The organism is Massilia sp. Bi118, assembly GCF_918697865.1.
GTDB lineage: Bacteria > Pseudomonadota > Gammaproteobacteria > Burkholderiales > Burkholderiaceae_D > Telluria.
On record NZ_CAKKMV010000006.1, the window covers coordinates 82,658 to 106,907 of the forward strand.

Annotated in this window: 22 protein-coding genes; 5 read left to right on the top strand and 17 right to left on the bottom strand. The window is 65.2% G+C overall.

Features of this window, described 5'->3' with window-relative positions:
• Positions 1-44: 44 nt before the first annotated feature.
• Genes rtcA through LQV39_RS10580 form a run of 3 tightly spaced genes read right to left on the bottom strand, consistent with a single transcriptional unit; the run spans position 45 to position 2,655 of the window.
• On the bottom strand, positions 45-1,064 hold the full coding sequence (gene rtcA / locus LQV39_RS10570) for an RNA 3'-terminal phosphate cyclase (RefSeq protein ID WP_230025128.1): 1,020 nt from the start codon (positions 1,062-1,064) through the stop codon (positions 45-47).
• A gap of 6 nt (positions 1,065-1,070) precedes the next feature.
• Positions 1,071-2,306, bottom strand: coding sequence for an RtcB family protein (locus LQV39_RS10575; protein WP_230025130.1), 1,236 nt, complete (start codon positions 2,304-2,306; stop codon positions 1,071-1,073).
• A 37-nt stretch (positions 2,307-2,343) separates the two neighbouring features.
• Positions 2,344-2,655, bottom strand: a complete 312-nt coding sequence (locus LQV39_RS10580) for a hypothetical protein (RefSeq protein ID WP_230025132.1) — start codon at positions 2,653-2,655, stop codon at positions 2,344-2,346.
• An 80-nt stretch (positions 2,656-2,735) separates the two neighbouring features.
• On the opposite strand from LQV39_RS10580, the gene rtcR reads away from it, so the two are divergent.
• A complete protein-coding gene (gene rtcR / locus LQV39_RS10585) occupies positions 2,736-4,343 on the top strand; it encodes an RNA repair transcriptional activator RtcR (protein WP_230025134.1) in 1,608 nt (535 codons plus the stop codon).
• 109 nt (positions 4,344-4,452) lie between these two features.
• Positions 4,453-5,229, top strand: a complete 777-nt coding sequence (locus LQV39_RS10590; protein ID WP_230025136.1) for a GIN domain-containing protein — start codon at positions 4,453-4,455, stop codon at positions 5,227-5,229.
• A gap of 67 nt (positions 5,230-5,296) precedes the next feature.
• Here the strand turns inward: LQV39_RS10590 and LQV39_RS10595 are convergent, their stop codons facing one another.
• From LQV39_RS10595 to LQV39_RS10655, 13 genes are all read right to left on the bottom strand, one after another.
• The gene (locus tag LQV39_RS10595; RefSeq protein WP_230025138.1) at positions 5,297-5,623 is read right to left on the bottom strand and encodes a BON domain-containing protein; all 327 of its coding nucleotides are present in this window, start codon (positions 5,621-5,623) and stop codon (positions 5,297-5,299) included.
• Between the two features lie 93 nt (positions 5,624-5,716).
• Entirely contained in the window at positions 5,717-6,817 is a 1,101-nt protein-coding gene (locus LQV39_RS10600; protein ID WP_230025140.1) for a LytR C-terminal domain-containing protein, read from the bottom strand.
• 18 nt (positions 6,818-6,835) lie between these two features.
• Positions 6,836-7,777, bottom strand: coding sequence for a type II secretion system F family protein (locus LQV39_RS10605; RefSeq protein WP_230025142.1), 942 nt, complete (start codon positions 7,775-7,777; stop codon positions 6,836-6,838).
• Positions 7,778-7,787: 10 nt separating this feature from the next.
• The gene (locus LQV39_RS10610) at positions 7,788-8,765 is read right to left on the bottom strand and encodes a type II secretion system F family protein (RefSeq protein WP_230025144.1); all 978 of its coding nucleotides are present in this window, start codon (positions 8,763-8,765) and stop codon (positions 7,788-7,790) included.
• Between the two features lie 18 nt (positions 8,766-8,783).
• Positions 8,784-10,130, bottom strand: a complete 1,347-nt coding sequence (locus LQV39_RS10615) for a CpaF family protein (protein ID WP_230025146.1) — start codon at positions 10,128-10,130, stop codon at positions 8,784-8,786.
• Positions 10,131-10,150: 20 nt separating this feature from the next.
• Positions 10,151-11,326, bottom strand: a complete 1,176-nt coding sequence (locus LQV39_RS10620) for an AAA family ATPase (protein WP_230025148.1) — start codon at positions 11,324-11,326, stop codon at positions 10,151-10,153.
• A gap of 81 nt (positions 11,327-11,407) precedes the next feature.
• A complete protein-coding gene (locus LQV39_RS10625) occupies positions 11,408-11,686 on the bottom strand; it encodes a hypothetical protein (protein WP_230025150.1) in 279 nt (92 codons plus the stop codon).
• A 9-nt stretch (positions 11,687-11,695) separates the two neighbouring features.
• A complete protein-coding gene (locus tag LQV39_RS10630) occupies positions 11,696-13,255 on the bottom strand; it encodes a type II and III secretion system protein family protein (protein ID WP_230025152.1) in 1,560 nt (519 codons plus the stop codon).
• A gap of 35 nt (positions 13,256-13,290) precedes the next feature.
• Positions 13,291-14,139 (bottom strand): Flp pilus assembly protein CpaB, encoded by an 849-nt coding sequence (gene cpaB / locus LQV39_RS10635; RefSeq protein ID WP_230025154.1) that lies wholly within the window; start codon positions 14,137-14,139, stop codon positions 13,291-13,293.
• On the bottom strand, positions 14,140-15,420 hold the full coding sequence (locus LQV39_RS10640; RefSeq protein ID WP_230025156.1) for an ATP-binding protein: 1,281 nt from the start codon (positions 15,418-15,420) through the stop codon (positions 14,140-14,142).
• Between the two features lie 173 nt (positions 15,421-15,593).
• Complete coding sequence (locus LQV39_RS10645; protein ID WP_230025158.1) at positions 15,594-16,118, bottom strand: prepilin peptidase; 525 nt, start codon at positions 16,116-16,118, stop codon at positions 15,594-15,596.
• A gap of 55 nt (positions 16,119-16,173) precedes the next feature.
• The gene (locus tag LQV39_RS10650; RefSeq protein WP_230025160.1) at positions 16,174-16,359 is read right to left on the bottom strand and encodes a Flp family type IVb pilin; all 186 of its coding nucleotides are present in this window, start codon (positions 16,357-16,359) and stop codon (positions 16,174-16,176) included.
• A gap of 184 nt (positions 16,360-16,543) precedes the next feature.
• Positions 16,544-16,729, bottom strand: coding sequence for a Flp family type IVb pilin (locus tag LQV39_RS10655; protein WP_230025162.1), 186 nt, complete (start codon positions 16,727-16,729; stop codon positions 16,544-16,546).
• A 383-nt stretch (positions 16,730-17,112) separates the two neighbouring features.
• Here LQV39_RS10655 and LQV39_RS10660 point away from each other — a divergent pair, with 383 nt between their 5' ends.
• Positions 17,113-18,144 (top strand): GGDEF domain-containing protein, encoded by a 1,032-nt coding sequence (locus LQV39_RS10660; protein ID WP_230025164.1) that lies wholly within the window; start codon positions 17,113-17,115, stop codon positions 18,142-18,144.
• Positions 18,145-18,159: 15 nt separating this feature from the next.
• Here the strand turns inward: LQV39_RS10660 and LQV39_RS10665 are convergent, their stop codons facing one another.
• Positions 18,160-19,383, bottom strand: a complete 1,224-nt coding sequence (locus tag LQV39_RS10665; RefSeq protein WP_290368574.1) for an HD-GYP domain-containing protein — start codon at positions 19,381-19,383, stop codon at positions 18,160-18,162.
• A gap of 132 nt (positions 19,384-19,515) precedes the next feature.
• Here LQV39_RS10665 and LQV39_RS10670 point away from each other — a divergent pair, with 132 nt between their 5' ends.
• Positions 19,516-20,454, top strand: coding sequence for a LysR substrate-binding domain-containing protein (locus LQV39_RS10670; protein WP_230025168.1), 939 nt, complete (start codon positions 19,516-19,518; stop codon positions 20,452-20,454).
• Between the two features lie 171 nt (positions 20,455-20,625).
• Positions 20,626-24,216 carry an indolepyruvate ferredoxin oxidoreductase family protein gene (locus tag LQV39_RS10675; RefSeq protein ID WP_230025170.1) on the top strand — a complete coding sequence of 1,197 codons (3,591 nt, stop codon included), beginning with the start codon at positions 20,626-20,628 and terminating at the stop codon, positions 24,214-24,216.
• Positions 24,217-24,250: the final 34 nt, after the last annotated feature.

Sequence of the window (24,250 nt, forward strand, 5' to 3'; positions counted from 1 at the left end):
CCCTCCTCTCACCACCGTAGGCGATGAGGGAGGGCTTGGCAAGATCAGCGTGGATGCACGGTGATGGCGTCGGTGCCCTCGTTTTTGCCGAACGCGAAGCGCACCGGCAGGAAGCGTTCGATGACTCCGGCATTGGTGCGCGCATGCATCGACACTTCGTCGACCGTAAAACCGCCGCCGCCCGCCAGGGCCAGCGGCAGCATCAGCTGGTCGCCCAGGTATTCGGCCACCGCCGCCTGCGTGCACAGGTACTGGCGGGCGCGCTGGACGACATGGCGCGCCACCGTCTCCGCCGACACCGATTTCTCGCCGAAAGCCGTGAACACCTCGGTTGCATGCGCGTATTCCAGGGTCAGCATCAGCGCATTGCCGGGTCCCTGGTCGGCCGGCAGGCTGCGGTTCAGCAGCTGTTCTTCTCCCCAGTTCATGGACTTGCCGACGCACTCCAGCTCGCGCTGCGCGACCCGTCCCGGGATGCCGGCGATGAAGCATTCGGCATACGCCGCCTTGCGCTCGCCGCGCGCCATCCAGCTGCGCGGACGCAGCTCTGCGCACGGGCTGACCTTGGCCAGCACTTCGCCGCCGCCGGCCGGATAGAAGCCGAAGCGTTCCAGGTGCAGCTCGATGCGCGCGCCCATCTCGGCCAGGCGCGGCAGGAAGGCGCGTTGCAGGAACTGGACCGGCGGTGCCATCGGATTGTGGGTACCGCCGGACAGCCGCAGGGTCGACGGGCGCTCGGCTGTCAGCAGCGCCGGCAGCACGGTCTGCAGCACCAGCGTGCAGCTGCCGGCGGTGCCGATCGCGAAGTGGTAGTCGCCGCCCTGCACCTTGCCGGGATTGAATTCCAGCTCCTGGCTGCCGAGCGATGCGCCCGCGACCTCGGCGCCGCAGATGCGCGCGGCGGCCTGCACCGCCACCAGGTGCTGGCGCATCAGGCCGGGCTTGGCGCGGCGGGCGCGGATCTGCCGGATCCGGAATGGCCGCCCGGTGATCATCGCCAGCGTCAGCGCCGTGCGCAGGATCTGGCCGCCGCCTTCGCCAGCCGATCCATCCAGTTCTATCATCTTCTCCTATCCTTTCACGCACACGACCTGCTTGAGCGTATGCACCACTTCGACCAGGTCGCTCTGCGCCTGCATCACTGCGTCGATGTCTTTATATGCCATCGGGATCTCGTCGATCACGCCTTCGTCCTTGCGGCACTCGACGCCTTCGGTCGCCCTGACCTGGTCGTCGATCGAATAGCGGCGCTTGGCTTCGGTGCGGCTCATGGTGCGGCCCGCGCCGTGGCTGCAGCTGTTGAAGCTCTCCGGATTGCCCTTGCCGCGCACGATATAGCTCTTCGCGCCCATCGAACCCGGAATGATGCCCAGTTCTCCCTCGCGCGCCGACACCGCGCCCTTGCGCGTTACCAGCACTTCCTTGCCGAAGTGCTGCTCCTTCTGCACGTAGTTGTGGTGGCAGTTCACCGCTTCCACGTGGGTCTCGAACGGTTTCGTTATTACCGTGCGCACCGCCGCGATCAGGTTCCGCATCATCACCTCGCGGTTCATGCGGGCGAACTTCTGGGCCCAGCCGACCGCTTCGATATAGTCGTCGTAGTGCTGCGTGCCCTCCGGCAGATAGGCCAGGTCCTGGTCCGGCAGGTTGATGAAGTGGGTCCGCATGTCCTGCTTGGCCTGCTCGATGAAGTGGGTGCCGATCGCATTGCCGACGCCGCGCGAGCCCGAGTGCAGCATGAACCAGACGAAGCCCTCCTCGTCGAGGCAGATCTCGATGAAGTGGTTACCCGTTCCCAGCGTTCCCAGGTGCTTGTAGTTGTTCGTGTTGCGCAGCCGCGGCGTCTTCTGGCAGATGAGGTCGAATTCGTCCTTCAGCGCCATCCAGGCGGTGTCCACGGCTTGCGGCGGCGAATCCCACGACCCCTTGTCGCGTCCCTTGAAGCCGCGCGTCTTGGGCGACATCCCGTGCGGCACCGAGCGCTCGATCGCGCTGCGCAGCGGCCCGAGATTGTCCGGCAGGTCGTTTGCACTCAGGGTGGTCTTGGCCGCCATCATCCCGCAGCCGATGTCGACGCCGACCCCGGCCGGGATGATCGCGCCCAGCGTCGGGATCACGCTGCCGATGGTCGAGCCTTTACCGAGGTGGACGTCGGGCATCGCTGCCATGTGCTTGTAGATGAAGGGCATGCGCGCCGTGTTGGCCAGCTGGCGCTTGGCTTCCTCTTCGACCGGCACGCCGCGGGTCCACATCTTGACCGGACGGCCGCCTTCCACGTTCAGGACATCGTAGTGTTCGTTTTTCATTTGTTCTCTCTCTTCCGTATAACGATATAGCGTGTTCTCAGTGCCCGACAAGGGTCGCGAGGACGTTTTGCCAGACGCGCTGCGCCTGCAGGGCGGGAAGCGCATCGGCGCTGTTGGCGGCCAGGCGGCCCGCATCCGCGAATACCTTGACTTGGGGCGGCATCCCCTGCACGTCCACGCGCAGCGAAACCGCTTGCAGCCCTGATGTTCTTTTTACGCCAGCCCTGCCGACGCTGATGATCCAGCCCATTTTCCATCTCCTTTTGTCTTCGCTTTGTTCTTCTACTATTGCAATTGGCGTGCCAGCGGCTTTCGAGGACTGTGGAATTTCATCAAGCCATTGATTCATAAGAAGAAAAAGATTTTCTTTTAACGAAGAGCCTATCCTGGAATATGGTAAATTTATATTTACGGATAAGGTTTTATACAATGAAAAACAAGAAAATCGTGGTGATCGGCTTCGTCGGCGCCCAGCTCGACAGCGGCAGGGGCAGCGTTCGCTGGGAAAAATGGCGGTCGACGGTGGCGCTCACCCAGCATGAAGACGTGGTCGTCGACCGCATCGAGCTGCTGTTCAACGGGAATATGCATGCGCTGGTCGAACAGGTCAGCCAGGATATCGGCGCGGTGTCGCCCGAGACCGCGGTCGTGCCGCGCCATGTCGAGATCGACGACCCGTGGGACTTCGAGCAGGTGTATGGTGCCCTGTTCGATTTTGCGAAGACCTATCCCTTCGATCCGGACAGGGAGGAGTACTGGGTCCACATCACGACCGGCACCCACGTCGTGCAGATCTGCCTGTTCCTGATGACGGAGGCGAATTACTTCCCCGGTCGCCTGCTCCAGACCTCGCCGCCGCGGCGCCACGAGCCGGGTGTGCCGGGCAGTTATGCGCTGATCGACCTCGACCTGTCGAAATACGACCAGATCGCCCAGCGCTTCTCGCGCGAGCAGCAGGAAGGCGTGGCTTTCCTGAAGTCCGGCATCGCCACGCGCAATGGCCGCTTCAACGGGATGATCGAGGAAATCGAGCGCGTTGCCATCAAGTCGAAGGCACCGATGCTGCTGATGGGCCCCACCGGCGCCGGTAAATCCTTCCTGGCGCGCCGCCTCTACGAGCTGAAAAAGGCGCGGCGCCAGGTCGAGGGCGGCTTCGTCGAGATCAACTGCGCGACCCTGCATGGCGACGGCGCCGGCTCCACCCTGTTCGGCCACATCAAGGGCGCTTTCACGGGCGCCGCCTCCGATCGCGCCGGCTTGCTGCGCACCGCGAACAAGGGCCTGCTGTTCCTCGACGAGATCGGTGAACTGGGCCTGGACGAGCAGGCGATGCTATTGAAAGCGATCGAGGAGAAGCGCTTCCTGCCGGTCGGCGGCGACCATGAAGTGCACAGCGACTTCCAGCTGATCGCCGGCACCAACCGCGACCTCGCGCGCGAAGTGGCGCGCGGGCGCTTCCGCGATGACCTGTTCGCCCGCATCAACCTGTGGACCTACGAGCTGCCCGGCCTGGCCGAGCGCCTCGAGGACATCGAGCCGAATATCGACTACCTGCTGCGCGAGTTCGGCGCCGAGCACGGCCAGATGGTCCGCTTCAACAAGGAGGCGCGCGACCGCTACATGCGCTTTGCGATGTCGGACGCGGCGCGCTGGACCGGCAACTTCCGCGACCTGTCGGCCTCGGTCATGCGCATGGCCACGCTGGCGGAGGCGGGCCGCATCACCAACGAGATCGTCGAAGCGGAATGCGTACGCTTAAAGCGGCTCTGGCAGCCCTTCCGCGAGCCGGCCGGCGGCAGCGCCGACGTGGATCTGGACCAGCTGCTCGGCGCCGACGCTGCGGCGGAGCTGGACCAGTTCGACGCGCTGCAGCTGGCTGCGGTGGTAGGCGTGTGCCGGCAGTCGAAGACCTTGTCGGACGCGGGCCGCAGGCTGTTCGCGGTCTCGCGCAATGCCAAGCGCCAGCCGAACGACGCCGACCGCCTGAAGAAGTATCTGGCGCGCTTCGGCCTGTCCTGGGATGCCTTGCAAACTTGAGCCTTTTTGCGCTTCATACCGACGATGCTGCAGTCTGTCGCAATCCGGCCTGCCGGCCGGATGCGCAGGCATATAGTGAATCCATCAGAACACCTTTTGGAGACAAGTCATGAACAAACTGCTCGGCACCGCATTCCTGGCCACCACCTTCGCCATGGGCACCCATGCCGCCTGGGCGGACGACATCGTGCGCGAAAACCGCGCTGTCGATGCCAGGGTCTCGAAGATCCACCTGGGCGGCGTGATCCGCCTGAACGTGCGCCAGGGCGCGACCCCGTCGCTGGTGGTGTCGGGCGACCGCCGCTACGTGGCGAAGATCACCACGACCCAGCGCGGCGACACGCTGTCGATCGACACCGAAAACAATAACAACCTGCACTTCGGGCGCAATAATCCGGGCGAGCTGCGCGCCGACCTGGTGGTGCCGAACCTGCAGGAATTCGTGTCCGAAGGCGTGGGCTCGAGCGAGGTATCGGGCTTCAGCGGCGACAGGCTGACCGTCTCGCTGGATGGCGCGGGCGCCGTCAAAGTCAGCGGCCAGTACCGCGACATCAATGCGCATCTGGGCGGCGTCGGCGGCCTGACCCTGAACACGACCGGTCAGGCCGACCGCATCGAGGTGGAGCTGGGCGGCGCCGGCCAGATCAGCGTGAGCGGCCAGACCAAGGTGCTGCGCGCCCACCTGGGCGGCGTCGGCAGCCTCGATGCGCAGCAGCTGCGCGCCGACTCGGTGGACCTCGACATGTCCGGCCTGGGCGGCGCCAGCGTGTTCGCGAAGACCGCGGCCAACGTCAGCCTGAACGGCATGGGCTCGGCCACTGTCTACGGCAAGCCGTCGACGCGCAATGCGACCACGAATGGATTCGGTAAGGTGAGCTGGCAGTAAATTCGGCTGGTACTGAGTCGCCAGGAACACCGGCCGGTGGAACCGGCCGGTATTGCAGAGGCAGCGCTTAGCGGATCACCGTGTCGTTCTTCACGGATTTCACGCCCTTCACGCCGCGCGCGAGTTCGACAGCCTTCTGGGCGCTTTCGCGCGAGTCGACGAAACCGCTCAGCTGGACCGTACCCTTGAACGTTTCCACCTGAACCTGGGTTGCCTTGACGGTCGGATCGGCGGCGAAGGCTGCCTTCACCTTGCCGGTAATCATCGAGTCATCGATGTATTCGCCGGTGCCTTCGCGGGTGGCAGTCGGGGCGCAGGCAACCACCGATACCAGCATGGCGCCAGCGATGACAGATTGGGCAATAGCGATCTGGAAACGACGAGTAAAAGCCATGGCAGTTCTCCCGAATTGGTTGAGATTTTTATTATTCCCAATTTCGGTGTAGACCGGCGCTCGATACTGTTGTGAAAACGATACCGTTCCCGTTCAGGGAGCTCCCGTTGCGCTTGCCTGCCCTGCCGGGACGGCGCTCGCGCGGCTGGCAATCAATCCGGCCGACAGGTCGCGCCCGATCACCAAGCGCAGGTTGGCGCGGCCGGCCTTGCTGACCTCGACCGGCTTGCCGGCGCCGAAACGCTCGGCCAACCGCTCGGCCACGCCGCGGAAGGCCGGCTGGTACTCGACGCGGGTCTGGCGCACAGCGAAACCCTTCTCGTTGGTCAGCCGTACCACCTTCAGGTCGGCATCGCGCAGCTGGCGCGACATCAGCCGCGCAAGGCCCTGGCGCCCGTTGCCGTTGCTGATCTCGAGCGCGGCGACGATGACCGGATCCCGGTTTTCTTTCGGCAGCTGCGGCGCGGGCAGCCTGGCCGCCGGCGCCGGCGGCGTGCCGCGCGAAGGCACCACGCGGCGCAGTTCGAGCATGCCGTTCTGCCTGGTGGTGACTTCGACGAAGGCCCAGTCCTGGTCCGGCCGCTGCGGCGTTTTCACGGCCTGTTCGATGGCGGGCAGCCTGGTGCCACCGTCGGCGGCGGCGTAATCGGCGCGGAAGTCGTGCTCGCGCAGGGCGCTGGCCTGGCGCAGCATCTGCCCGGCGCGCTCATCCTGGCCGAGCTGCTGCAGGGTCTCGCCGAGGCGCTGCCAGGTACGGTGGTTGAGCGGGTCGAGCAGGCAGGCTTTTTCCAGCGCGACCAGGGCTTCATCGTATTGGCCGTTGAGGAAATAGGCATGGCCGAGGTTCCCGAACAGGTAGGCGGTGCCGGCGCCCGAGGCCATCGTGGCGCCGCGCGTGAGCTCGCGCCAGATCGGGATCGCTTTCGCGAAATCGCGCTGCTCGGCGTAGGCGGTCGCCAGGCCGTTGCGTGCGTTCACGTGGGTCGCATCCGCCTGCAGCGCCTGCTGGTAGGCCGCGATCGCATCGTCGTAGCGGCGCCCCAGGTGCAGGTTGCGGCCGCGCAGGTAGTGCTCGTCGGCGGCTGCGACGGCGGCCTGCGGCGCTTCATGCCGCAGGTAAGGACTGCCGCAGGCCACCAGCAGGACGCCGCTGCACAGCAGGGGCAAGGTACGGGTCAGGATTCGGGTACGCATGACACTCTCCGCGAAAGATCATTGATTACTGCCGATACTGCCGAAGATGCTCGATAGCTGAATCACGGCGGGGCCGAGCAGGACCATCAGCAAGGTCGGGAAGATGCAGAAGATGAGCGGGAACAGCAGTTTCAGGCCGATCTTGGCGGCCGCTTCCTCGGCGATCACGCGGCGCTTGTTGCGCAGATTTTCCGAGTACACGCGCAGGGCGTCGCCGATGCTGGTGCCGAAACGCTCGGACTGGATCAGCATCGCGACGAGCGAGTCAACGTCGTCCAGGCCGATCCGCAAGGCGAAGTTGCGCAAGGCTTTCTCCTTGCTGAAGCCGGCGCGCATTTCCATCAGCACCAGCTGCAGTTCCTGCGCCAGGGTCACGCTCTTGATGTGGATTTCGGCCGCCACCTTCACCAGCGCGCGCTCCAGGCTCAGGCCCGCTTCCACGCAGACGGTCAGCAGGTCGAGCGCATCGGGGATGGTCTCGAAGATCTCGCGTTTGCGGCGCTTGATGATGCGGGCCAGGACCGCATTCGGCAGGTAGTAGCCGCAGGACGCCGCCAGCAGCAGCAGGAACATTATCGAGGTGCCGTCCGGGACGGCGGGAAGGAAGGCGATGCCGATGCCGGCCAGCGCAGGCAGAACCAGCGCCAGCACGGTTTTCGAGGCGAAGTAGAGCGCCGGCGTGGACGGGTTGCGCCATCCGGCATTCATGAAGCGGGCGCGCAGGGCCGACTTCTCCCACCCTTCGTCCGGCACCGACAGCTTGGTCAGCGGGCGTACGGCGCGCACCACCTGTTCGACCCAGCCGCGGCGGCGATCCGCAGCGTCGGTGTCCGGGCGGGCCGTGGAATCCGCCAGGCGCGCGCGCAGGGTGCCGGGCGCGAACAGCATCATGCCCAGCCATACCAGGCCGCAGGCAATCGCGAACACGATCAGCAGAAAAAACAACTGTGCGCTAGTCATCGATGCCTCCTCAGATGCGGATACGGATTACCTTGCGCAGCCATATCACGCCGAAGACGATCATCACCAGCGCGTACCACAGCATCCGGTTTCCGGTCGGATCGGCCCAGAGCGGCTTGATGTAACCGGGATTGATCAGCAACAGCACACCGGTCACCACGAACGGCAGCAGTCCCAGGATCCAGGCCGACATCCTGCCTTCGGCCGATAGCACCCGCACCTGGGCCGCCAGCTTCAGGCGGCCGCGGATGATCTGGCTGATGTTGCCGAGGATTTCGGCCAGGTTGCCGCCCGTCTCGCGCTGGATCAGGATCGCGATGACCAGGTAGCGCAGGTCGGTCAGGGGAATCCGCGCCGCCAGGTTGTGCAGCGCTTCGCTCATCGGCACGCCGTAGTTGATCTCCTCGCGCGCGATACGGAATTCGCCGCTGAGCGGTTCCGGCAGCTCGTTGCCGACGATTTGCAGCACGTTGGTGAACGAATGGCCGGCGCGCAGAGCGCGGGCGATGAAGTCGGCCGCTTCCGGCAGCTGCTCTTCGATGCGTGCAAGGCGCCGCGCGCGCGCGCGCCGCGCCAGCACCAGCGGGATCAACGAAAACAGGAGTGCGATGCCGGCGCGCAGCGCCAGCGGCAGGGGCCATTGCGTGACCAGGAAAGCACCCGCCAGCAGCGCGGCGCCCGACCACAACAGGAAGGTCTCGACCGACCATTTCAGTCCGGACTGCACCAGCAGCTGGTCGATGCGGTGCGCGAACACGGCGCGGTGCAGCAGCTGGTCGGCCAGATCGTGGCGGCTGAAGCGGCGCTGTTTCAGGATCGAGATGCGTTCACCCGTGCGGCCGGCGCCGCCGGACATGAGCTGCAGGCGGCGCGCCACGCGCTGCGCCGCCGCGCCGTGGGCGCCGACCCACCACAGATAGAAGCCTTCGATGCCGAGGATGATGGCAGCGAACAGGAACACCGCGAAAGCATAGAAAAGGATATCCATGCGAGATTCCCCTCGCGCCTAGGTGAAGATCCGGTCGGGGTCGAAGGTGTCCTCGGGCACCGGCGCGCCGAACATCTTGAGACGCTCTGCGAAGCGCGGGCGCACGCCGGTTGCGCAAAAGTGGCCCAGCACCTTGCCGTCGGCGTCGACACCGGTCTGCTCGAAGCGGAAGATCTCTTGCATCGAGATGATGTCGCCTTCCATGCCAGTGATCTCCTGCATGCTCACCACCTTGCGGGTGCCGTCGGTCAGGCGCGAAGCCTGCAGGACCACGGTGATGGCCGAGCAGATCTGCTGGCGGATCGCGCGCGGGGTCAGGCTCACGCCCGCCATGCCGACCATGTTCTCCAGGCGCGCCAGGGCGTCGCGCGGCGTGTTCGCGTGGATCGTCGCGAGCGAGCCTTCGTGGCCGGTGTTCATCGCCTGCAGCATGTCCATCGCTTCCGCGCCGCGCACCTCGCCAAGGATGATGCGGTCGGGCCGCATCCGCAGCGAGTTGCGCACCAGGGCGCGCTGCGTGACCTCACCCTTGCCTTCGATGTTGGGCGGCCGGGTCTCGAGGCGCACCACGTGCGGCTGGCGCAGCTGCAGCTCGGCGGCGTCCTCGATGGTGACAATGCGCTCGTTGCCGGGGATGAAGCCGGAGATCAGATTCAGCAGCGTGGTCTTGCCGCTGCCGGTACCGCCCGAGATCAGGATGTTGACCTTGGCAATGCCGAGGCTCTCGAGCACCTTGATCATCGGTGGCGTCACGCTTTTCAGGTCGAGCAGGTTCTGCACCGTCAGCGGGGTCGCGCCGAAACGCCGGATCGAGACCAGCGGGCCGTCGACCGCGAGCGGTGGGATGATGGCGTTGACGCGCGAACCGTCCGGCAGGCGCGCATCGACCATCGGGCTCGATTCGTCGACGCGGCGGCCCACGCGCGAGACGATCTTCTCGATGATCTTCATCAGGTGGGCATTGTCGTGGAAGGTCACCTCGGTGAGTTCCAGGCGACCGCGCCGCTCGACGTAGACCTTGTTGCAGGTGTTAACCAGGATATCGGAAATGCTCGGGTCGTTCAGGAGCGGCTCGAGTGGGCCGAAGCCGAGCATTTCGTGCTGGATGTCGAGCACCAGGTGGTGCCGCTCCTGCTGGTTCAGCACGATCCGTTCTTCTTCGATGATGCGCTGGACCAGCAGCGCCAGCTCGTGCTTGAACTGCTCGCTGGTCAGGCGCTTCAGGCGCTCCAGATCGATCCGGTCGAGGATCATCTGGTGCATGGTCTTCTTCAGCTCCTGATACGCCTGTTGCGCCACTTCCGGCAGGTGGTTGTGATGCTGGCGTTCCTCGTCGGCTCCGGACAATCGCTCGCGCAGGGACATGGGATCGGCTCCTTCAAAGTTCAGTCATCGCCTTCGCCGCGGCCGAACAAACGGTCGAGCAGGCCCTTGGTTTCGGTCACGCGGCGCGCGGTCACCACTTCGACCAGGTCGGCCAGGCTGCGCGCGGCGGCGCTGCCGCGCGCCAGCTGCAGCACGGGAATGCCCTGGTTGACCGAATCGGTGACCGCCACGTAATCGTTGGGGACGGTATGCAGCACTTCGGCGCCGAGCGCCGCATGCAGGTCCTGCAGGCGCAGGCGCCCGCCCTTCTCGTAACGGTTCACGATCAGGCGGATGTTGTCGGTGATGTAGCCGAGCGAGCGGAAGATGTCCAGCAGGCGCCGGGCGTCGCGGATGTCGGGCAGCGCCAGCTGCAGCACAGGATAGATCGCATCGGTGCTGTCGAGCGCGCGCAGCGACACGGCGTCGATCTGGCGGCCGACGTCGAGCAGGATGTAGTCGTAATGCTGGCGCGCGACGCGCAGGATGGTGTCGATGTGCTCGGGCTTCGCCTCGGTCGTCTGCCCTGGGTCGTCGGCAGCGGCCAGCACGCCGAAGCCGGGCGCCACGTGCACCAGGCAGGATTCGAGGAAGGGACCATCGATGCGGGCGATCTGCCGGCATACGTCCGACAGCGTCATGGCCGGCTTCTGGTCGGACAGGTACAGGGTGGCGTCGCCGAACTGGCGATGCAGGTCGATCAGCAGCACTTTCTTGTCGGCCAGCGTGGCCAGCGCATAGCCGAAATTGGTCGAGATGAAGGTCGCGCCACTGCCGCCCTTGCAGGCGATGAAGGCGAGTACTTTACCGTCACGCAGCGACGCCACCCCTGCGCTGGCGGCGATGCGGTCGATCGCTTCGTGCAGCGCACGGTGCACCAGCGGCAGTTGCAGCACCTCGCGCACGCCCGCACGCATGGCGCGAATCAGCAGTTCGGGGTGGTGGTTATCGGTCAGCAGCATGAAATGCGCTGCCGCGTAATGGCGGGTCAGGCGCTCGAGCAGATCGCCATCGGCGGCCTCGGCTTCGCTGGTGTCGACGATGACGAGGCTGGGGGCATCAACGAGCGGGCGGTCGAGCGCGTCGCGCAGGCTGGCGCGGCTGGCCGCGACATTCAGCGGCGGCACGCGCGCTGCGCCTTGGGAGGCGATCTCCGCGTAAAGCTGGGTGTCGCGGCTGATCAGCAGGGCTTTCATTGGGTTCCTCGGGACGGCAATCGGTCGGTTCCATGTCGGGTGGGGGCGGCGCGCACTGGAGCCAGTCAGGCAAGCGCTGCATCATTTGGCGCCGCTCGCGCCGATCAGCAGTTGCAGGGGCTTGGAGTCGGGTTCCTTGAACGACCGCTGATAGTGCTCGCGAGCCGCGAGTGCGGTCTTGCCGTCCACGCCGGAAGCGGGATTGGCGTTCGCCGCTGCGGCCGGGTCGATGACCTGGGCCGCCAGGTTGGCGCGCACCGAGCCCCCGAAGTGGTCCTCGAAGCGCGGGGCCGAGCTGCAGCCCTGTAGCAGCAGGGCTGTCAACGCCGCTGCCCCGAGTCGATTGCGTGTGATGGGCATTGCTTCCTCCTATTTCAGTTCGAAGCCGCCGGCGCTTTGCGACGGGCGCTGGCCCGGCGCCGGAGCCGATGCCGCGGCGGTACTGACTTCCGGCGCCGGGGCGTCCAGGCGACCGCCGAGCATCATCGCACCGCGCGACGGTATGCCCACTTTGTCGGTCGGCAGTTCGTAGCCGGGACCCTGCAGCGGCTTGACCAGGTGGGCGGTGATCACGAACACCAGTTCGGTGCGGTCATGCTGGTAGTCGGTGCTGCGGAACAGCGCCCCCAGCACGGGCACTTCGCCCAGGACCGGCAAGCCTTTCAGATTGGCGACCAGGTTGTTTTTTATCAGGCCGCCGATCACGAAGCTCTGGCCGTCGTACAACTGCACGGTGGTGCTGGCGCGGCGCGTGGTCACGACGGGCAGGATGGCGGCGCCGTTGAGGCCGGTGGCCGAAATGCCGATACCTTCGCGCGACAGTTCCGAGACCTCGGGCGCGACCCGCAGATTGATCCGCCCTCCTCCCAGCACCGTGGGGGTGAAACGGATGCCGACGCCGAATTCCTTCTCTTCCAGCGTCACGCGATTGTTATCCTGGGCCACCGGCACGTAGAACTTGCCGCCGGCGAGGAAGGTGCCTTCCTGGCCGCTGATCGCCATCACGTTCGGCTCGGCCAGCACGCGCACCAGGCTGTCCTCCTTCTCCGCATTGATGCTCACACCTTTCACACTGTTGCCAGTGACCTTGGCACCCTGCAGCGCACCGTGCGCACTGCCGGTGAGGAAGTTCGACAGCAGCTGCGCGCCCCAGCTGCCCGAGCCAAAGCGCCAGGCGGCGCCGGCCTCCAGGCGTTCGAGCAGCGATTTCGACACTTCGGCCACCTTCACTTCCAGTTGCACCTGCTGCGGCGCGTGGACGGTGAGCAGATTGATCACCCGTGCGTTCGAGGCGCCCGACTGGCTTGTGCTCGAGGCAGCGCCTCCGGCGGCGCCGTTCGCACCGCCGACGGTGCCGGGTGCAGCTTCGTCCTTGTCGGGCATCGCCAGCGGCCGCAGCGGCCGGCGCACGTAGGCGTTCGCCAGTTCGACCGCGCGCTCGACGACGCCAGCATCGCTCACGGCCCCGCTCAGGATCAGCGTATCGGCAGCGGCCAGTACCTTGATGTCGCGCTCTTCCGGCAGTGCGGCCTCCAGCGTGGCCCGTACGGCCGACGGGTCCATCGCCACCGTGATGTCGAGCATGTTGCAGACCCCGCTCTTGCCCTGCACGATCATATTGGTGGTGCCGATGTCGACGCCGGCGATGTACAGCGTATCCGGCGCCACCAGGATCGCCTGCACGACACCCGGATTACCGACGCTGCGGTGCTGGACCGCTTCCGGCAGGCGCATCAGCTGCGATTTGCCGACGTTCAGGGTCAGCTGGGCGGGCCGGGCGGCTTCACCCTGACAGCGCGGCCCGGGCTCGGAACGCATGGCAGTCGGGTTGTCGTTCGCCTGCGCGGCGGTCTTGGCGGCGGCGAGCGCGGGCCCGGACGCGGCCAGGACCAAGCCGGCGAAGAGAATGCGGACGATCGGCGTATGCATCGGACTTCCGTTCATGGCAGCACCCAGGGATAGATTCAGAAGCATTCCTGCGCCGAGCGCAGGCCATTGAGCACGGTGACGCAATCGCGCTCCACCTTGGCCGCGGTCTTGACAACCACCGGCACCTGGCGCACCACGACAACCGGTTTGGGCGCAGGCTTCGGCGGCGGCGCCGCTTCCGGCAACAGCGTCAGCTTGGTTGCGCCTTCGGTAGAAGCCGATTGCGGATCGACCTGGTTGCGCAGGGCCAGCGACAAGGTGCCCACGCTGCGCGCCAGGTCGAGCTTTTCGGCCTGCTCCGGCGTGACCTCGAGCGTGACCGCGTTGACCACCTTCGGCTTGGTTTCGTCGCGGTTGACTTCCTGGGCCACTGCCAGCACCAGGATCCGCTCCAGCACGATCTTCGAGATGTTCTGCTCGCGGGCGTTGGAGCCGGGAGGTACGTCTTTCTGCATGCTGACGATGATGTCCACGTAGTTGCCCGGGAGGGCGAAGCCGGCCACGCCGATCACGTCGTTGACGCGCACCGTGATGGCGCGCTTGCCCTCGGTGATCAGGGCCGACAGGCCGCCCAGGGTTCCGGCCGGTGCCAGCTTGGCTTCGCTGACCGGCTCACCCATCACCAGGTTGTTCTTGAGGACGCGGCCATTCAGCTTCTGCGGATCGGTGAATGCGCCCTTCGGCACACTGTGCGCCGGCCAGTCGGCCAGCTTGAACATCTCCGGCGTCAGGCGCTGGCCGAGACTGATGTCGACGGCAGCAACGGTAATGCGCCCGGCCGAGGATCCCGGCTGGCTCAGAAGCCAGCGTGAGGCGAACACCACGGCTATGAGGCCGAACAGGATTGCGATGGCCATCATCGCAACGGCGCGCTTGTTCTTCATTTATGCCTCCGCTTCGCAAGCGATGAACATGCTGCGCCAGGCCTGCTCGACCGACGCCGTGGTCAGGCGCGCGTCCTGCCCGGCGAGGCCGGCAAAGTCGGCGATGCGGTCGAGCAGCTCGCCCGGATAGCAGGCCAGCAGCGCACGCCCGGACTGTACGTGCAGGCGCTCGATCAGGTGCTCGGCCGCAGTGTCGTCGTACTCGATGCGGCGCAGCCGGCACTGGCGGCGCAGCAGGGCGCGGTAAGCGGTGGCCGGCCAGGCCCCGATCTCGGCCTTGTAGCCGATCCGGCGCAAGGCCGCGTCGTCGAGGATGGCGCCGGGCGTCAGGTTGGTGGCGAACACCACGGCGGCGTCGAAGGGCACCGCCTCGGCCTGGCCGCCCTGCAGCGTCAGCTGGTCAACGCCGGCGTCGAGCGGGCCGATGAAGCGGTTCAGGAGCTCGGCGGCCCCGATGCGCTGGCGGCCGACGTCGTCGATCACCAGCATGCCGTTGTTCGCCTGCAGGTGGGGCGGCGCATGATACAGGCCTTCTTCGGCGTCGTAGCGCAGGTCGAGCATCTCGCGTCCGAGCTCGGCGCCGACGTGCACCAGCGGACGCTGGCAGACGGTCCAGCGCGCATCGCAGCTGCGCCGTTCTTCCTGCTGGCGTGCGAGCGGGGGCGGCGCCACGTGCAGCGCCGGATCGTACAGGCGGATCACCTGACGGCCGACGAGCAATGCGTACGGCACCGCGATCGGTCCCGGCAGCAGCCGTCCGAGCTTGCCCGCGAGTTGGGTCTTGCCGCTGCCGGAGGGACCGTACAGCAGCAGCGAACGGCGCGCGTACAAGGCGGCGCCCAGCATGTCGCGCGTGGCCGGTGCCAGGCCATCCTCACCCAATGCGGCGGCGAGCTGGGCCGAAGTAATGCGCGCGATATCCGCATGGCGCAGCGCCTGGCGCTCGACCATCGCACGATACGAAGCCAGCGTCACCGGAGTGGGTCCCACGTAGCAGCAACGCCCCAGGGCATCGGCGGCGGCGCGCTGTCCGATCGCCGTCAACTGGTACTGCATGTCGATGTCGGATTCGCCGCACCAAGCCACTTCCACCTGCTGTTCGGCGATCAGGGGATTCAGGACCTCGCGCAGTACGCTGATCGACAGCCGCAGCTTGCCTGCCAATACTGCCAGTTGTACCTTGCCGCTGGCCTGGATGGTCTTGAGCACCAGATCGGTCACAAAGCGCGGCTCCAGGCCGGTATCGCGCACAGTCTTGGCCTGGCGCGGCAGGATGGGCACGATGTCCGGTCCATCCGGCGGCAACGCTTGCGCAGCACGCGCTGAAGCACTGTCTATCGATAGCGTTTCAATCATCGGAATCCCCTAAGAACTGCATGTTTTCCGAAATGTGTCGGAATTGATTCTAGCGACCGGCTATCGGCCCGCCTTTGCGTTTTACCAAAAAGGCGGACTCAACCATAATGACGAACCAGGGACAGGACCGTGCCGAACGCGATCGCCAGTCCATAAGGCATCGAACCGGCACTCGTCTGTTCCGTCGGCGCGACGATTCCCATCCCGGGTGTCAGGGCGCCGCGCAACATGCGCCCAAGATTGCCGATAACCAGAACCAGCCGACGGTTCACCAGCACCAGCAGCAGTGCCATCGCCCCGCCGGCGCACCAGCTCAACACGGCAATCTCGAACACGTCGTTGGGGCCGGTGAATGCGCCCACCACCGCGATCATCTTGACGTCGCCGGCTGCCATGCCGCGTAGCATGTAAAACGGAAGGAACAGCGCCAGCCCCGTGGCCATGCCGCCAAGCGCGTCCAGCAAGGACGAGCCCGGATGGGGAGAGAGCAAGCGCAGCAGGAATGCACAGGCGAGGCTGGCAAGCAGCAGGCGGTTCGGAATGCGGCGTGTTGCCACATCGTTGACAGCCGCAACGCTCACCAGCAGCAGCAGGCAGACCTCGAGGTACGAGTCAGTTGGCATAGCCGCCTCCAGAGCAAGGGATTCTGTAGCCAGGCACCTGGACGAGATGAAGCGCTCAGATGGTGATACCGGCCAGCTTGGTGCCGATATCGTCGAAAAGTTTTCCGAGCTTGCCACCCAGCGCAGTGGCGCCGGCGATGATTGCGACACCGACCAGCGCGGCGATCAGGCCATACTCGATGGCCGTTATCGCGCTTTCATCGTCGGCAAAGGTTTTAAGTGCGGAGATGAACTTGCTCATGACAGGCTCCAGTAAGAAAGGCTAGTGAAGCAGCGTCGGCCGAAAGTGCGACTGGCCTTGGCGGGGATAGATCGATCACCATGATTACCGGCCTGTCGGAAAGCTTGGAAAGGCATCGGCCACGGCTTTTTCGTGAGGAAAAAAGACCCCATGGCAAGCGCCAGGGGGTCTTGAACATCATGGCTTACGCAACAGTGACACCCACTTTGGTGCCGATATCACTGAAGAGCTTGCTCAGCTTGCCGCCGAGAGCAGTGGCGCCGCCGATGACTGCGACACCAACCAGCGCGGCGATCAGGCCGTACTCGATGGCCGTCACACCATTTTCATCAGCAGCGAAGGCTTTGACTGCGGAGATGAAGTTGCTCATGATTTACTCCCATATGGTAGGTTAGTAAGTACAACCCTGGCCGGATGCACTACTTGTTGCTTTCTGCGGCTTGCTGCTCCGCGTCGGCCAGTGAGTTCACTATAAAAGGTGATGCCATACGGCAAGTTGACTGTACACAAGTTTTCCCAAGGGCATCTTTTCTTGTCGAGCAGAATCAGTCACCCCCTATCGGGGGGAAGCGCATCATGTGGATTCTTGAGAAAATGGCTTGAGGGCGAAAAAAATTGCTTTTGCATAATTGCATAGAATACAAAAACGCTATATGCTGTTTCGCTTGCTCTTTGTGACATGCCAGATACCTGCAGACGCAACGGCGGTTGGATTTGGCCCGCAGGTCGGTGGATTACATTGCTGAGAACGACATGGACTCGCTTCTGAAACACATGGTGGACATGACCGGTCACCGCGATCACGCGATGCTCGACATCTCCGTGATTTCGGCGGTGCAGGAACTGGCCGGCGCCGCGCAGACGCGCATCCTCAGCATTGCCACCGTGGCCGGACAGCAGTACCTGCGTTCCCGTGCAACGATCCTGTCGGGCGGCGAAGCGCGCCTGGAAGACGCCCAGGACGGCGCCCTCGGCGAGCCCCTGAGCCCGGAACTGGCGAGCTGCCTGATCGAACACCGTAACAGCGCCGAAGCAATCGGCGCCGACGGCAGCCGCACGCTGTGGCTGCCGATCTGGTTCGGCGACAAGGCCAGCACCTGCCTCGAGCTGCGCAACGACAAACCCTTCTGCAACGCCACCATCCACACCGTCGGCGGCATCGTCGGCGTCTACCGCAATTTCCAGAACCTGCTGGACTACAGCGAGCGCGACTCGCTGACCGGACTGCTCAACCGCAAGACCTTCGACGACCAGCTGGCGCGCATGCTGCATGGCGCCCACGAGCAGGACCCACGCCTGCCCGGCCTAGCCGAACGGCGCCAGCTGCATGGGCCGGAAAAGCAGTGGCTGGCGGTGGTCGACGTCGACCACTTCAAAGCCGTGAACGACAAGTTCGGCCACCTGTACGGCGACGAGGTGCTGATCCTGATCGCCAACCTGCTGCAGTCATCGTTCCGGGGGCAGGACCGCGTGTTCCGCTTCGGCGGCGAGGAATTCGTCGTGCTGCTGCGTTCCACGACCCTGGAAAACGCCTGGAAGATCATCGAGCGCTTCCGCACCAATGTCGAGAACCACGAGTTCCCGCAGGTGGGCAAGGTGACGGTCAGCGTGGGCTTCGTGAGCATCAGCGCCTACGAGTCGCCGGTGGTGACCCTGGGCCACGCCGACCAGGCTTTGTATTACGCCAAGAGCAACGGCCGCAACCAGGCCTGCCATTACGACGACCTGGTCTCGCACGGCGTGCTGCAGGCGGTGGCCTCGAACGACACCGCCGAGTTCTTCTGAATCTTCCCGGCTCGCTTAAGCCGCGAGCGCCATGAAGCGCATCGGATCGACCTTCCACTTCTCGGGCGATTCGTGGCGCACGATCTTGTCGCCGCCGCCGAAGCCGAGGCCGCGCGACAGGTCGATGGTCTCCGGCTTGATATAGGTCTGGCTTTTGGTGCTGAAGAACACATTCACCTTCGGCGTCAGCAGGCTGGTTTCGTGCGGCTCGACCACCACGCCCAGGCGTCCCGATTCCAGCAGCACCAGGGTGCCGACCGGGTAGATGCCGACGCAGCGCATGAACTCCTGGGTCAGCGAAGGATTGAAGTGGAATTTGCTCCACTCGTACATCTTGCGCAGCGCCTCGGCCGCCGGCATGCCCTTGTGATAGCAGCGGTCCGCGGTGATCGCGTCGTAGACGTCGACGATGGCCGCCATCTGCGCCAGCTCGCTGATCTGCTCCGCGCCCTGGCGGTCCGGATAGCCGGTGCCGTCGCGGCGCTCGTGGTGGTGCAGCGTGATGTCGAGCGGGATCGCGCCGATCTCCGGCGAACGGCGCAGGATGTCGTAACCGTCGCGCGGATGGCGGCGCACCACTTCGAACTCCTCGTCGGTCAGGCGGCCCGGCTTGTTCAGGATATGGTCCGGCACCAGCGCCTTGCCGGTATCGTGCAGCAGGCCGCCGATGCCGGCCTGGTAGATGGTCTCGTCGTCCATCTTGCGCGAGCGGCAGAAGGCCACCAGAAGCGTGCACACGCTCACCGAGTGCAGGAAGGTGTAGTCGTCCTTGTTCTTGATGTACGAAAGGCCGAGCAAAGCGCTGGCGTTGCGCAGGATGGACGCGGTGATGTTCTCGACCACCGGCGACACCTTGTCCAGCTCGACCGCCTTGCCCAGGCGCGCATCCTGCATCACGGTCTTCACCAGGCCGGCCGCCTGGCGGCGGATCGCGACGGCGCGATCGAACTCCTCGGCCAGCGAGGTGCGCAGCGGCGCCACCGGCTTGGCCGCGATCGCCGCCACTTCGGCATCGAGCACCGCCTGCGCTTCCTCGACGGTCGGGGCATCGTCGACGTCCAGCCCCTTGCTGCAATCGATGGTCACACCGCGGATGCCGGCATTCAGCACCTTGCGGACTTCGTCCTCGCTGGTGATGACGAAGCGGTTACGGACGAAGGGATGCTCCATCCAGCCGCAATCGAGGTCGTGGATGGCCATCCCCACGCGAAGCTGTGAAGAATCGATTTTCTTGAGCATGGGAAGCAAACGGGGTGTGTTAATCTCGGCGCGTTTTTACGCAGGTTCAGTATAACAACTGTTCAGCCCCAGCATTGCCTTAAATAAACATTACCTGCCGCAATGTATCATTGTGGCTACAACCACAAGTTCATGGAATTACGCCAACTCCGCTATTTCGTCGCCATCGTCGATCACGGCTCGCTTTCCCGCGCCGCGCTGGTGCTGCATGTGGCGCAGCCGGCGCTGACCCAGCAGTTGCGCCAGCTGGAAGACGAGCTCGGCGCCCAGCTGCTGCACCGTTCGGCGCAGGGCGTGGTCAGCACCGATGCGGGTAAAGTCTTCTACGAGCACGCGCTGGCGATCCTGAAGCAGGTGGCCGACGCCCAGGCCGCCGTCACCCAGTCGGCCGAACGGCCGTCCGGCAGCGTCACCCTCGGCCTGCCGCACAGTATTTCGGGCGCGCTGGCCCTGCCCCTGCTGACCGCGATCCGCCAGCGTTATCCGGAGATCACCCTGCAGCTGACCGAGGAACTGACCGGCAACCTGGCCGAGCAGCTGCGCGCGGGCCGCGTCAACCTTGCCGTGCTGCTCGACGACGGCCAGCTGGCCAGCTTCGCGACCACGCCCCTGGTCGAGGAAGAGCTGCGCTTCATCTGCCGCGCCGACGCACCGTGGGCGGTAGGCCGCGACAGCCTGAACCTGGCGGAGGCGCTGGACGCGACCCTGATCCTGCCCGGCCTGCAGCATGGCGTGCGTCCGCGCATCGAAAGCACGGCGCGCGCCGCCGGCCTGCATACGCGCGGCGTCATCGAGATCAACTCGATCGCGATCCTGAAATCGGCGATCCTGGCCGGCATGGGCGCGACCGTCCTGCCGGTGGCGCCGGTGCAGGACGAAGTCGAGCGCGGCGCCATGCGCGCGCTTTCGATCCACAGTCCGGCGATTTCGCGCACCGTGGTGCTGTGCACTTCGAAGAACATCCCGCTGACGAATGCCGCCGCCGCCGTCAGCCGCCTGGTAGCGCAGGTGGCGCTGGAACTGTGCGCAGACGGCGCCTGGATCGGCGCCAGGGCCATCCAGCCCGTTTGATGGGCCATCATTTTTTCTTATAGCCCCATCCTCATTCCGTATTTCCGTATACGTCAACTTGTCTCTACACTGCGGGCCAAAGCTAAAAAAGCGTTAATTGGCCCGCCCCAGCCAGTGCCTACCCGGCACGAAGCCTGGCGCCAGCCCACCTGAATACCATTTGGAGACACCATGCCTGACACCATCCTGGGCCAGGGCGCGCCTGCGCCCCTCGCACCTGCCGCTCCCGCCACGCCTGCCGGTACGCCGGACCGCCTGAAAGACGTCAGCCTCGACGACAAGTACACCGCCACCTCCGGCAAGATCTTCCTGTCCGGGATCCAGGCGCTGGTGCGCCTGCCGATGATCCAGAAGATCCGCGACGAACAGGCGGGCCTGGACACGGCCGGCTTCGTGTCGGGCTACCGCGGTTCGCCGCTCGGCGGCCTGGATGAGAACCTGTGGAAGGCCAAGGGCCACCTGGAAGCGAAGAGCATCCAGTTCGTGCCGGGCGTGAACGAAGACCTGGCCGCGACCGCCGTCTGGGGCACCCAGACCGTCGACCTGATCGGCCCGGCCAAGCACGACGGCGTGTTCGCCATGTGGTATGCGAAGGGCCCGGGCGTGGACCGCTGCGGCGACGTCTTCAAACACATGAACCACGCCGGCACGGCGAAGAACGGCGGCGTGCTGCTGGTGGCCGGCGACGACCACGGCGCTTATTCCTCGACCCTGCCGCACCAGTCCGACCACATCTTCGCGGCCTGCATGATCCCGGTGCTGTACCCGTCGAACGTGCAGGAATACCTGGACCTGGGCGTGCACGGCTGGGCGATGTCGCGCTTCTCCGGCCTGGCGGTGGCGTTTAAAGCGCTGGCGGATACCGTCGAATCCAGCGCCTCGGTCGATGCCGACCCGTTCCGCGTCGAGGTGAAACTGCCGCAGGACTTCGCAATGCCGGAGGGTGGCCTGAATACGCGCCTGTCATCGGTGCCGCTGGGCCAGCAGGCGCGCACCCAGGAAGCGCTGATGCAGGACTACAAGATCTACGCAGCCCTGGCCTACGCACGTGAAAACAAGCTGAATCGCGTCACCATCGACAGCCCGGACGCCAAGCTGGGCATCATCGCCTCCGGCAAATCCTATGTGGACGTACTGGAAGCGCTGGAAGAGCTGGGCATCGACGAAGCGATGGCGGCCCAGGTAGGCCTGCGCCTGTACAAGGTTGCGATGATCTGGCCGCTGGAACCGGAAGGCGTGCGCGAATTCGCCCAGGGCCTGGAAGAGATCCTGGTGGTCGAAGAGAAGCGCCAGGTCGTCGAATACCAACTGAAAGAACAGCTGTACAACTGGCGCGACGACGTCCGTCCTCACATCGTCGGCAAGTTCGACGACAAGGGCGAATGGGTTTCGCCGCGCGGCGAATGGCTGCTGCCCCCTAAAGCAGACTTCTCGGTGGCGCAAGTGGCGCGCGTAATCGCCGGCCGCATCGCCCGCCTGAACCTGGAAGACCGCACCCGCGACCTGATCAAGGCGAGATTAGCCTTCCTGGAAGCCAAGGATGCGGTGCTGATGAAGGCCGTCACGACGCCGTTCCGTCCGGCCTTCTACTGCTCCGGCTGCCCGCACAACACCTCGACCAAGGTGCCGGACGGCTCCTTCGCGCTGGCCGGCATCGGCTGCCACGTGATGGCGACCTCGATCTACCCGGAGATGAACAAGCTGACCACCCACATGGGTGGTGAAGGCACCCCGTGGATCGGCCAGGCCGCGTTCTCGAAAGTGCCGCACGTCTTCCAGAACCTGGGTGACGGCACCTACTTCCACTCGGGTTACCTGGCGATCCGCGCCGCCGTCGCGGCCAAGGTCAACATCACCTACAAGATCCTCTACAACGACGCGGTCGCGATGACCGGCGGCCAGCCGGTCGACGGCATCACCTCGGTGCCGCTGATCGCCCAGCAGATGGCGGCCGAAGGCATCAAGCGCATTGCCCTCGTCACCGAAGATTTGTCGCGCTACGAGGACCGCTCGGCCCTGCCGGAACTGGTCACCATCCACGACCGCAAGCACATGGACGACATCCAGCGCGAACTGCGCGAACTGCCGGGCGTGACGGTCCTGATCTACGACCAGACCTGCGCCGCCGAGAAGCGCCGCCGTCGTAAAAAAGGCGAGTTCCCCGACCTCAACAAGCGCATGGTGATCAACGAAGCCGTCTGCGAAGGCTGCGGCGACTGCGGCGTGCAGTCGAACTGCGTCTCGATCCTGCCGAAGGAAACGGAATTCGGCCGCAAGCGCGCGATCGACCAGTCGTCCTGCAACAAGGATTACTCGTGCACCAAGGGCTTCTGCCCGAGCTTCGTTACCGTCGAAGGGGGCACGCTGAAGAAGAACAAGGCCGGCGTCGCGAAAGAAGGCACGGACGATGGCTGGGGCGCCCTGCCGCAGCCGATGCTGCCCTCGATCGCATCGCCGTACAACATCCTCATCAACGGCATCGGCGGCACGGGCGTGATCACCGTCGGCGCGCTGATGGGCATGGCCGCCCACTTGGAAGGCAAAGGCGCCTCGGTGCTGGACATGACCGGCATGAGCCAGAAGAACGGCTCCGTCACCTCGCACGTCAAGATTGCGGAAACGCCGGAGCGCCTGCGCGCCCAGCGCATCGCCACCGGCGAAGCCGACCTGGTGCTGGGCTGCGACATGCTGACCGCCGGCGCCTCGGACGCGATCTCGAAGATGCGTCCGGGCCGCACCACCGTCGTGGTCAACCTGCACGAGCAGCCGACCGGCACCTTCGCCCAGCAGCGCGACTGGGAATTCCCGGCCGAGCAGGTGCGCTCGCTGATCGTGGAAGCGGTCGGCGGCGAATCGGGCGTGGACTTCATCGACGCCACCAAGCTGGCCACCAGCCTGATGGGCGACTCGATCGCCGCCAACCTGTTCATGATGGGTTACGCCTGGCAGAAGGGTTTGATTCCGCTGTCGGAAGCTTCGCTGCTGCGCGCCATCGAACTGAATGGCGTGGCCGTCGGCTCGAACAAGCGCAGCTTCCTGTGGGGCCGCCGCGCCGCCGTGGACATCAAACGCGTCGAAAAGACCGCGACGCCGGCGCAAGCCATTGTCGTGCAGATGCCGCAGAGCCTGGACTCGGTGATCAAGAAGCGCGTCGAGTTCCTGACCGGCTACCAGAACGCCGCCTATGCGGCGCAATATGAAGAGCTGGTCTCGCGCGTGCGCGCGGCCGAGGGTGCGCAGAACTTGGGGAATAAACTGTCGATGGCCGTGGCCAAGTCGCTGTTCAAGCTGATGTCCTACAAGGACGAGTACGAAGTCGCGCGCCTGTACACCGACGGCCGCTTCGTCGAGCAGCTTGCCACCCAGTTCGAAGGCAAGTTCTCGGTGAAATTCAACCTGGCGCCGCCGCTGTTCGCGGAGAAGGACGCCAAGGGTCATCTGGTAAAAGCCGAATTCGGCTCTTGGATGTGGAGCGCCTTCAAACTGCTGGCCAAGCTGAAAGGCCTGCGTGGCGGCGCCTTCGACCTGTTCGGCTACACGGCCGAGCGCAAGATGGAGCGCGCGCTGATTAGCGAATATCGTGGGATGATCGAGGACGTGCTGCGCTCGCTGGACGCGTCGACCCACGCGACTGCGGTCGAGCTGGCTGCTCTGCCGGAACAGATCCGCGGCTTTGGCCACGTGAAGGAAAAGGCGGTGGAAGAGTACCGCGTGCGCAAGGCGGAGCTGCTGAGCGGCAGCGTCAAGAAGCGCGCCGCGTAATTTCACCCCGTCGTTCCCGCGAAAGCGGGAACCC

Coding starts and splice junctions, on each gene's coding strand:
- LQV39_RS10655 (WP_230025162.1), bottom strand. CDS start 16,729: ATGAGCAACTTCATCTCCGCAGTCAAAGCCTTCGCTGCTGATGAAAAT.
- LQV39_RS10630 (WP_230025152.1), bottom strand. CDS start 13,255: ATGCATACGCCGATCGTCCGCATTCTCTTCGCCGGCTTGGTCCTGGCC.
- cpaB (WP_230025154.1), bottom strand. CDS start 14,139: ATGAAGAACAAGCGCGCCGTTGCGATGATGGCCATCGCAATCCTGTTC.
- LQV39_RS10615 (WP_230025146.1), bottom strand. CDS start 10,130: ATGTCCCTGCGCGAGCGATTGTCCGGAGCCGACGAGGAACGCCAGCAT.
- LQV39_RS10605 (WP_230025142.1), bottom strand. CDS start 7,777: ATGACTAGCGCACAGTTGTTTTTTCTGCTGATCGTGTTCGCGATTGCC.
- LQV39_RS10580 (WP_230025132.1), bottom strand. CDS start 2,655: ATGAATCAATGGCTTGATGAAATTCCACAGTCCTCGAAAGCCGCTGGC.
- LQV39_RS10610 (WP_230025144.1), bottom strand. CDS start 8,765: ATGGATATCCTTTTCTATGCTTTCGCGGTGTTCCTGTTCGCTGCCATC.
- LQV39_RS10575 (WP_230025130.1), bottom strand. CDS start 2,306: ATGAAAAACGAACACTACGATGTCCTGAACGTGGAAGGCGGCCGTCCG.
- LQV39_RS10660 (WP_230025164.1), top strand. CDS start 17,113: ATGGACTCGCTTCTGAAACACATGGTGGACATGACCGGTCACCGCGAT.
- LQV39_RS10670 (WP_230025168.1), top strand. CDS start 19,516: ATGGAATTACGCCAACTCCGCTATTTCGTCGCCATCGTCGATCACGGC.
- LQV39_RS10625 (WP_230025150.1), bottom strand. CDS start 11,686: ATGCCCATCACACGCAATCGACTCGGGGCAGCGGCGTTGACAGCCCTG.
- LQV39_RS10665 (WP_290368574.1), bottom strand. CDS start 19,383: ATGCTCAAGAAAATCGATTCTTCACAGCTTCGCGTGGGGATGGCCATC.
- LQV39_RS10620 (WP_230025148.1), bottom strand. CDS start 11,326: ATGAAAGCCCTGCTGATCAGCCGCGACACCCAGCTTTACGCGGAGATC.
- LQV39_RS10645 (WP_230025158.1), bottom strand. CDS start 16,118: ATGCCAACTGACTCGTACCTCGAGGTCTGCCTGCTGCTGCTGGTGAGC.
- rtcA (WP_230025128.1), bottom strand. CDS start 1,064: ATGATAGAACTGGATGGATCGGCTGGCGAAGGCGGCGGCCAGATCCTG.
- LQV39_RS10600 (WP_230025140.1), bottom strand. CDS start 6,817: ATGCGTACCCGAATCCTGACCCGTACCTTGCCCCTGCTGTGCAGCGGC.
- LQV39_RS10595 (WP_230025138.1), bottom strand. CDS start 5,623: ATGGCTTTTACTCGTCGTTTCCAGATCGCTATTGCCCAATCTGTCATC.
- LQV39_RS10650 (WP_230025160.1), bottom strand. CDS start 16,359: ATGAGCAAGTTCATCTCCGCACTTAAAACCTTTGCCGACGATGAAAGC.
- LQV39_RS10675 (WP_230025170.1), top strand. CDS start 20,626: ATGCCTGACACCATCCTGGGCCAGGGCGCGCCTGCGCCCCTCGCACCT.
- rtcR (WP_230025134.1), top strand. CDS start 2,736: ATGAAAAACAAGAAAATCGTGGTGATCGGCTTCGTCGGCGCCCAGCTC.
- LQV39_RS10590 (WP_230025136.1), top strand. CDS start 4,453: ATGAACAAACTGCTCGGCACCGCATTCCTGGCCACCACCTTCGCCATG.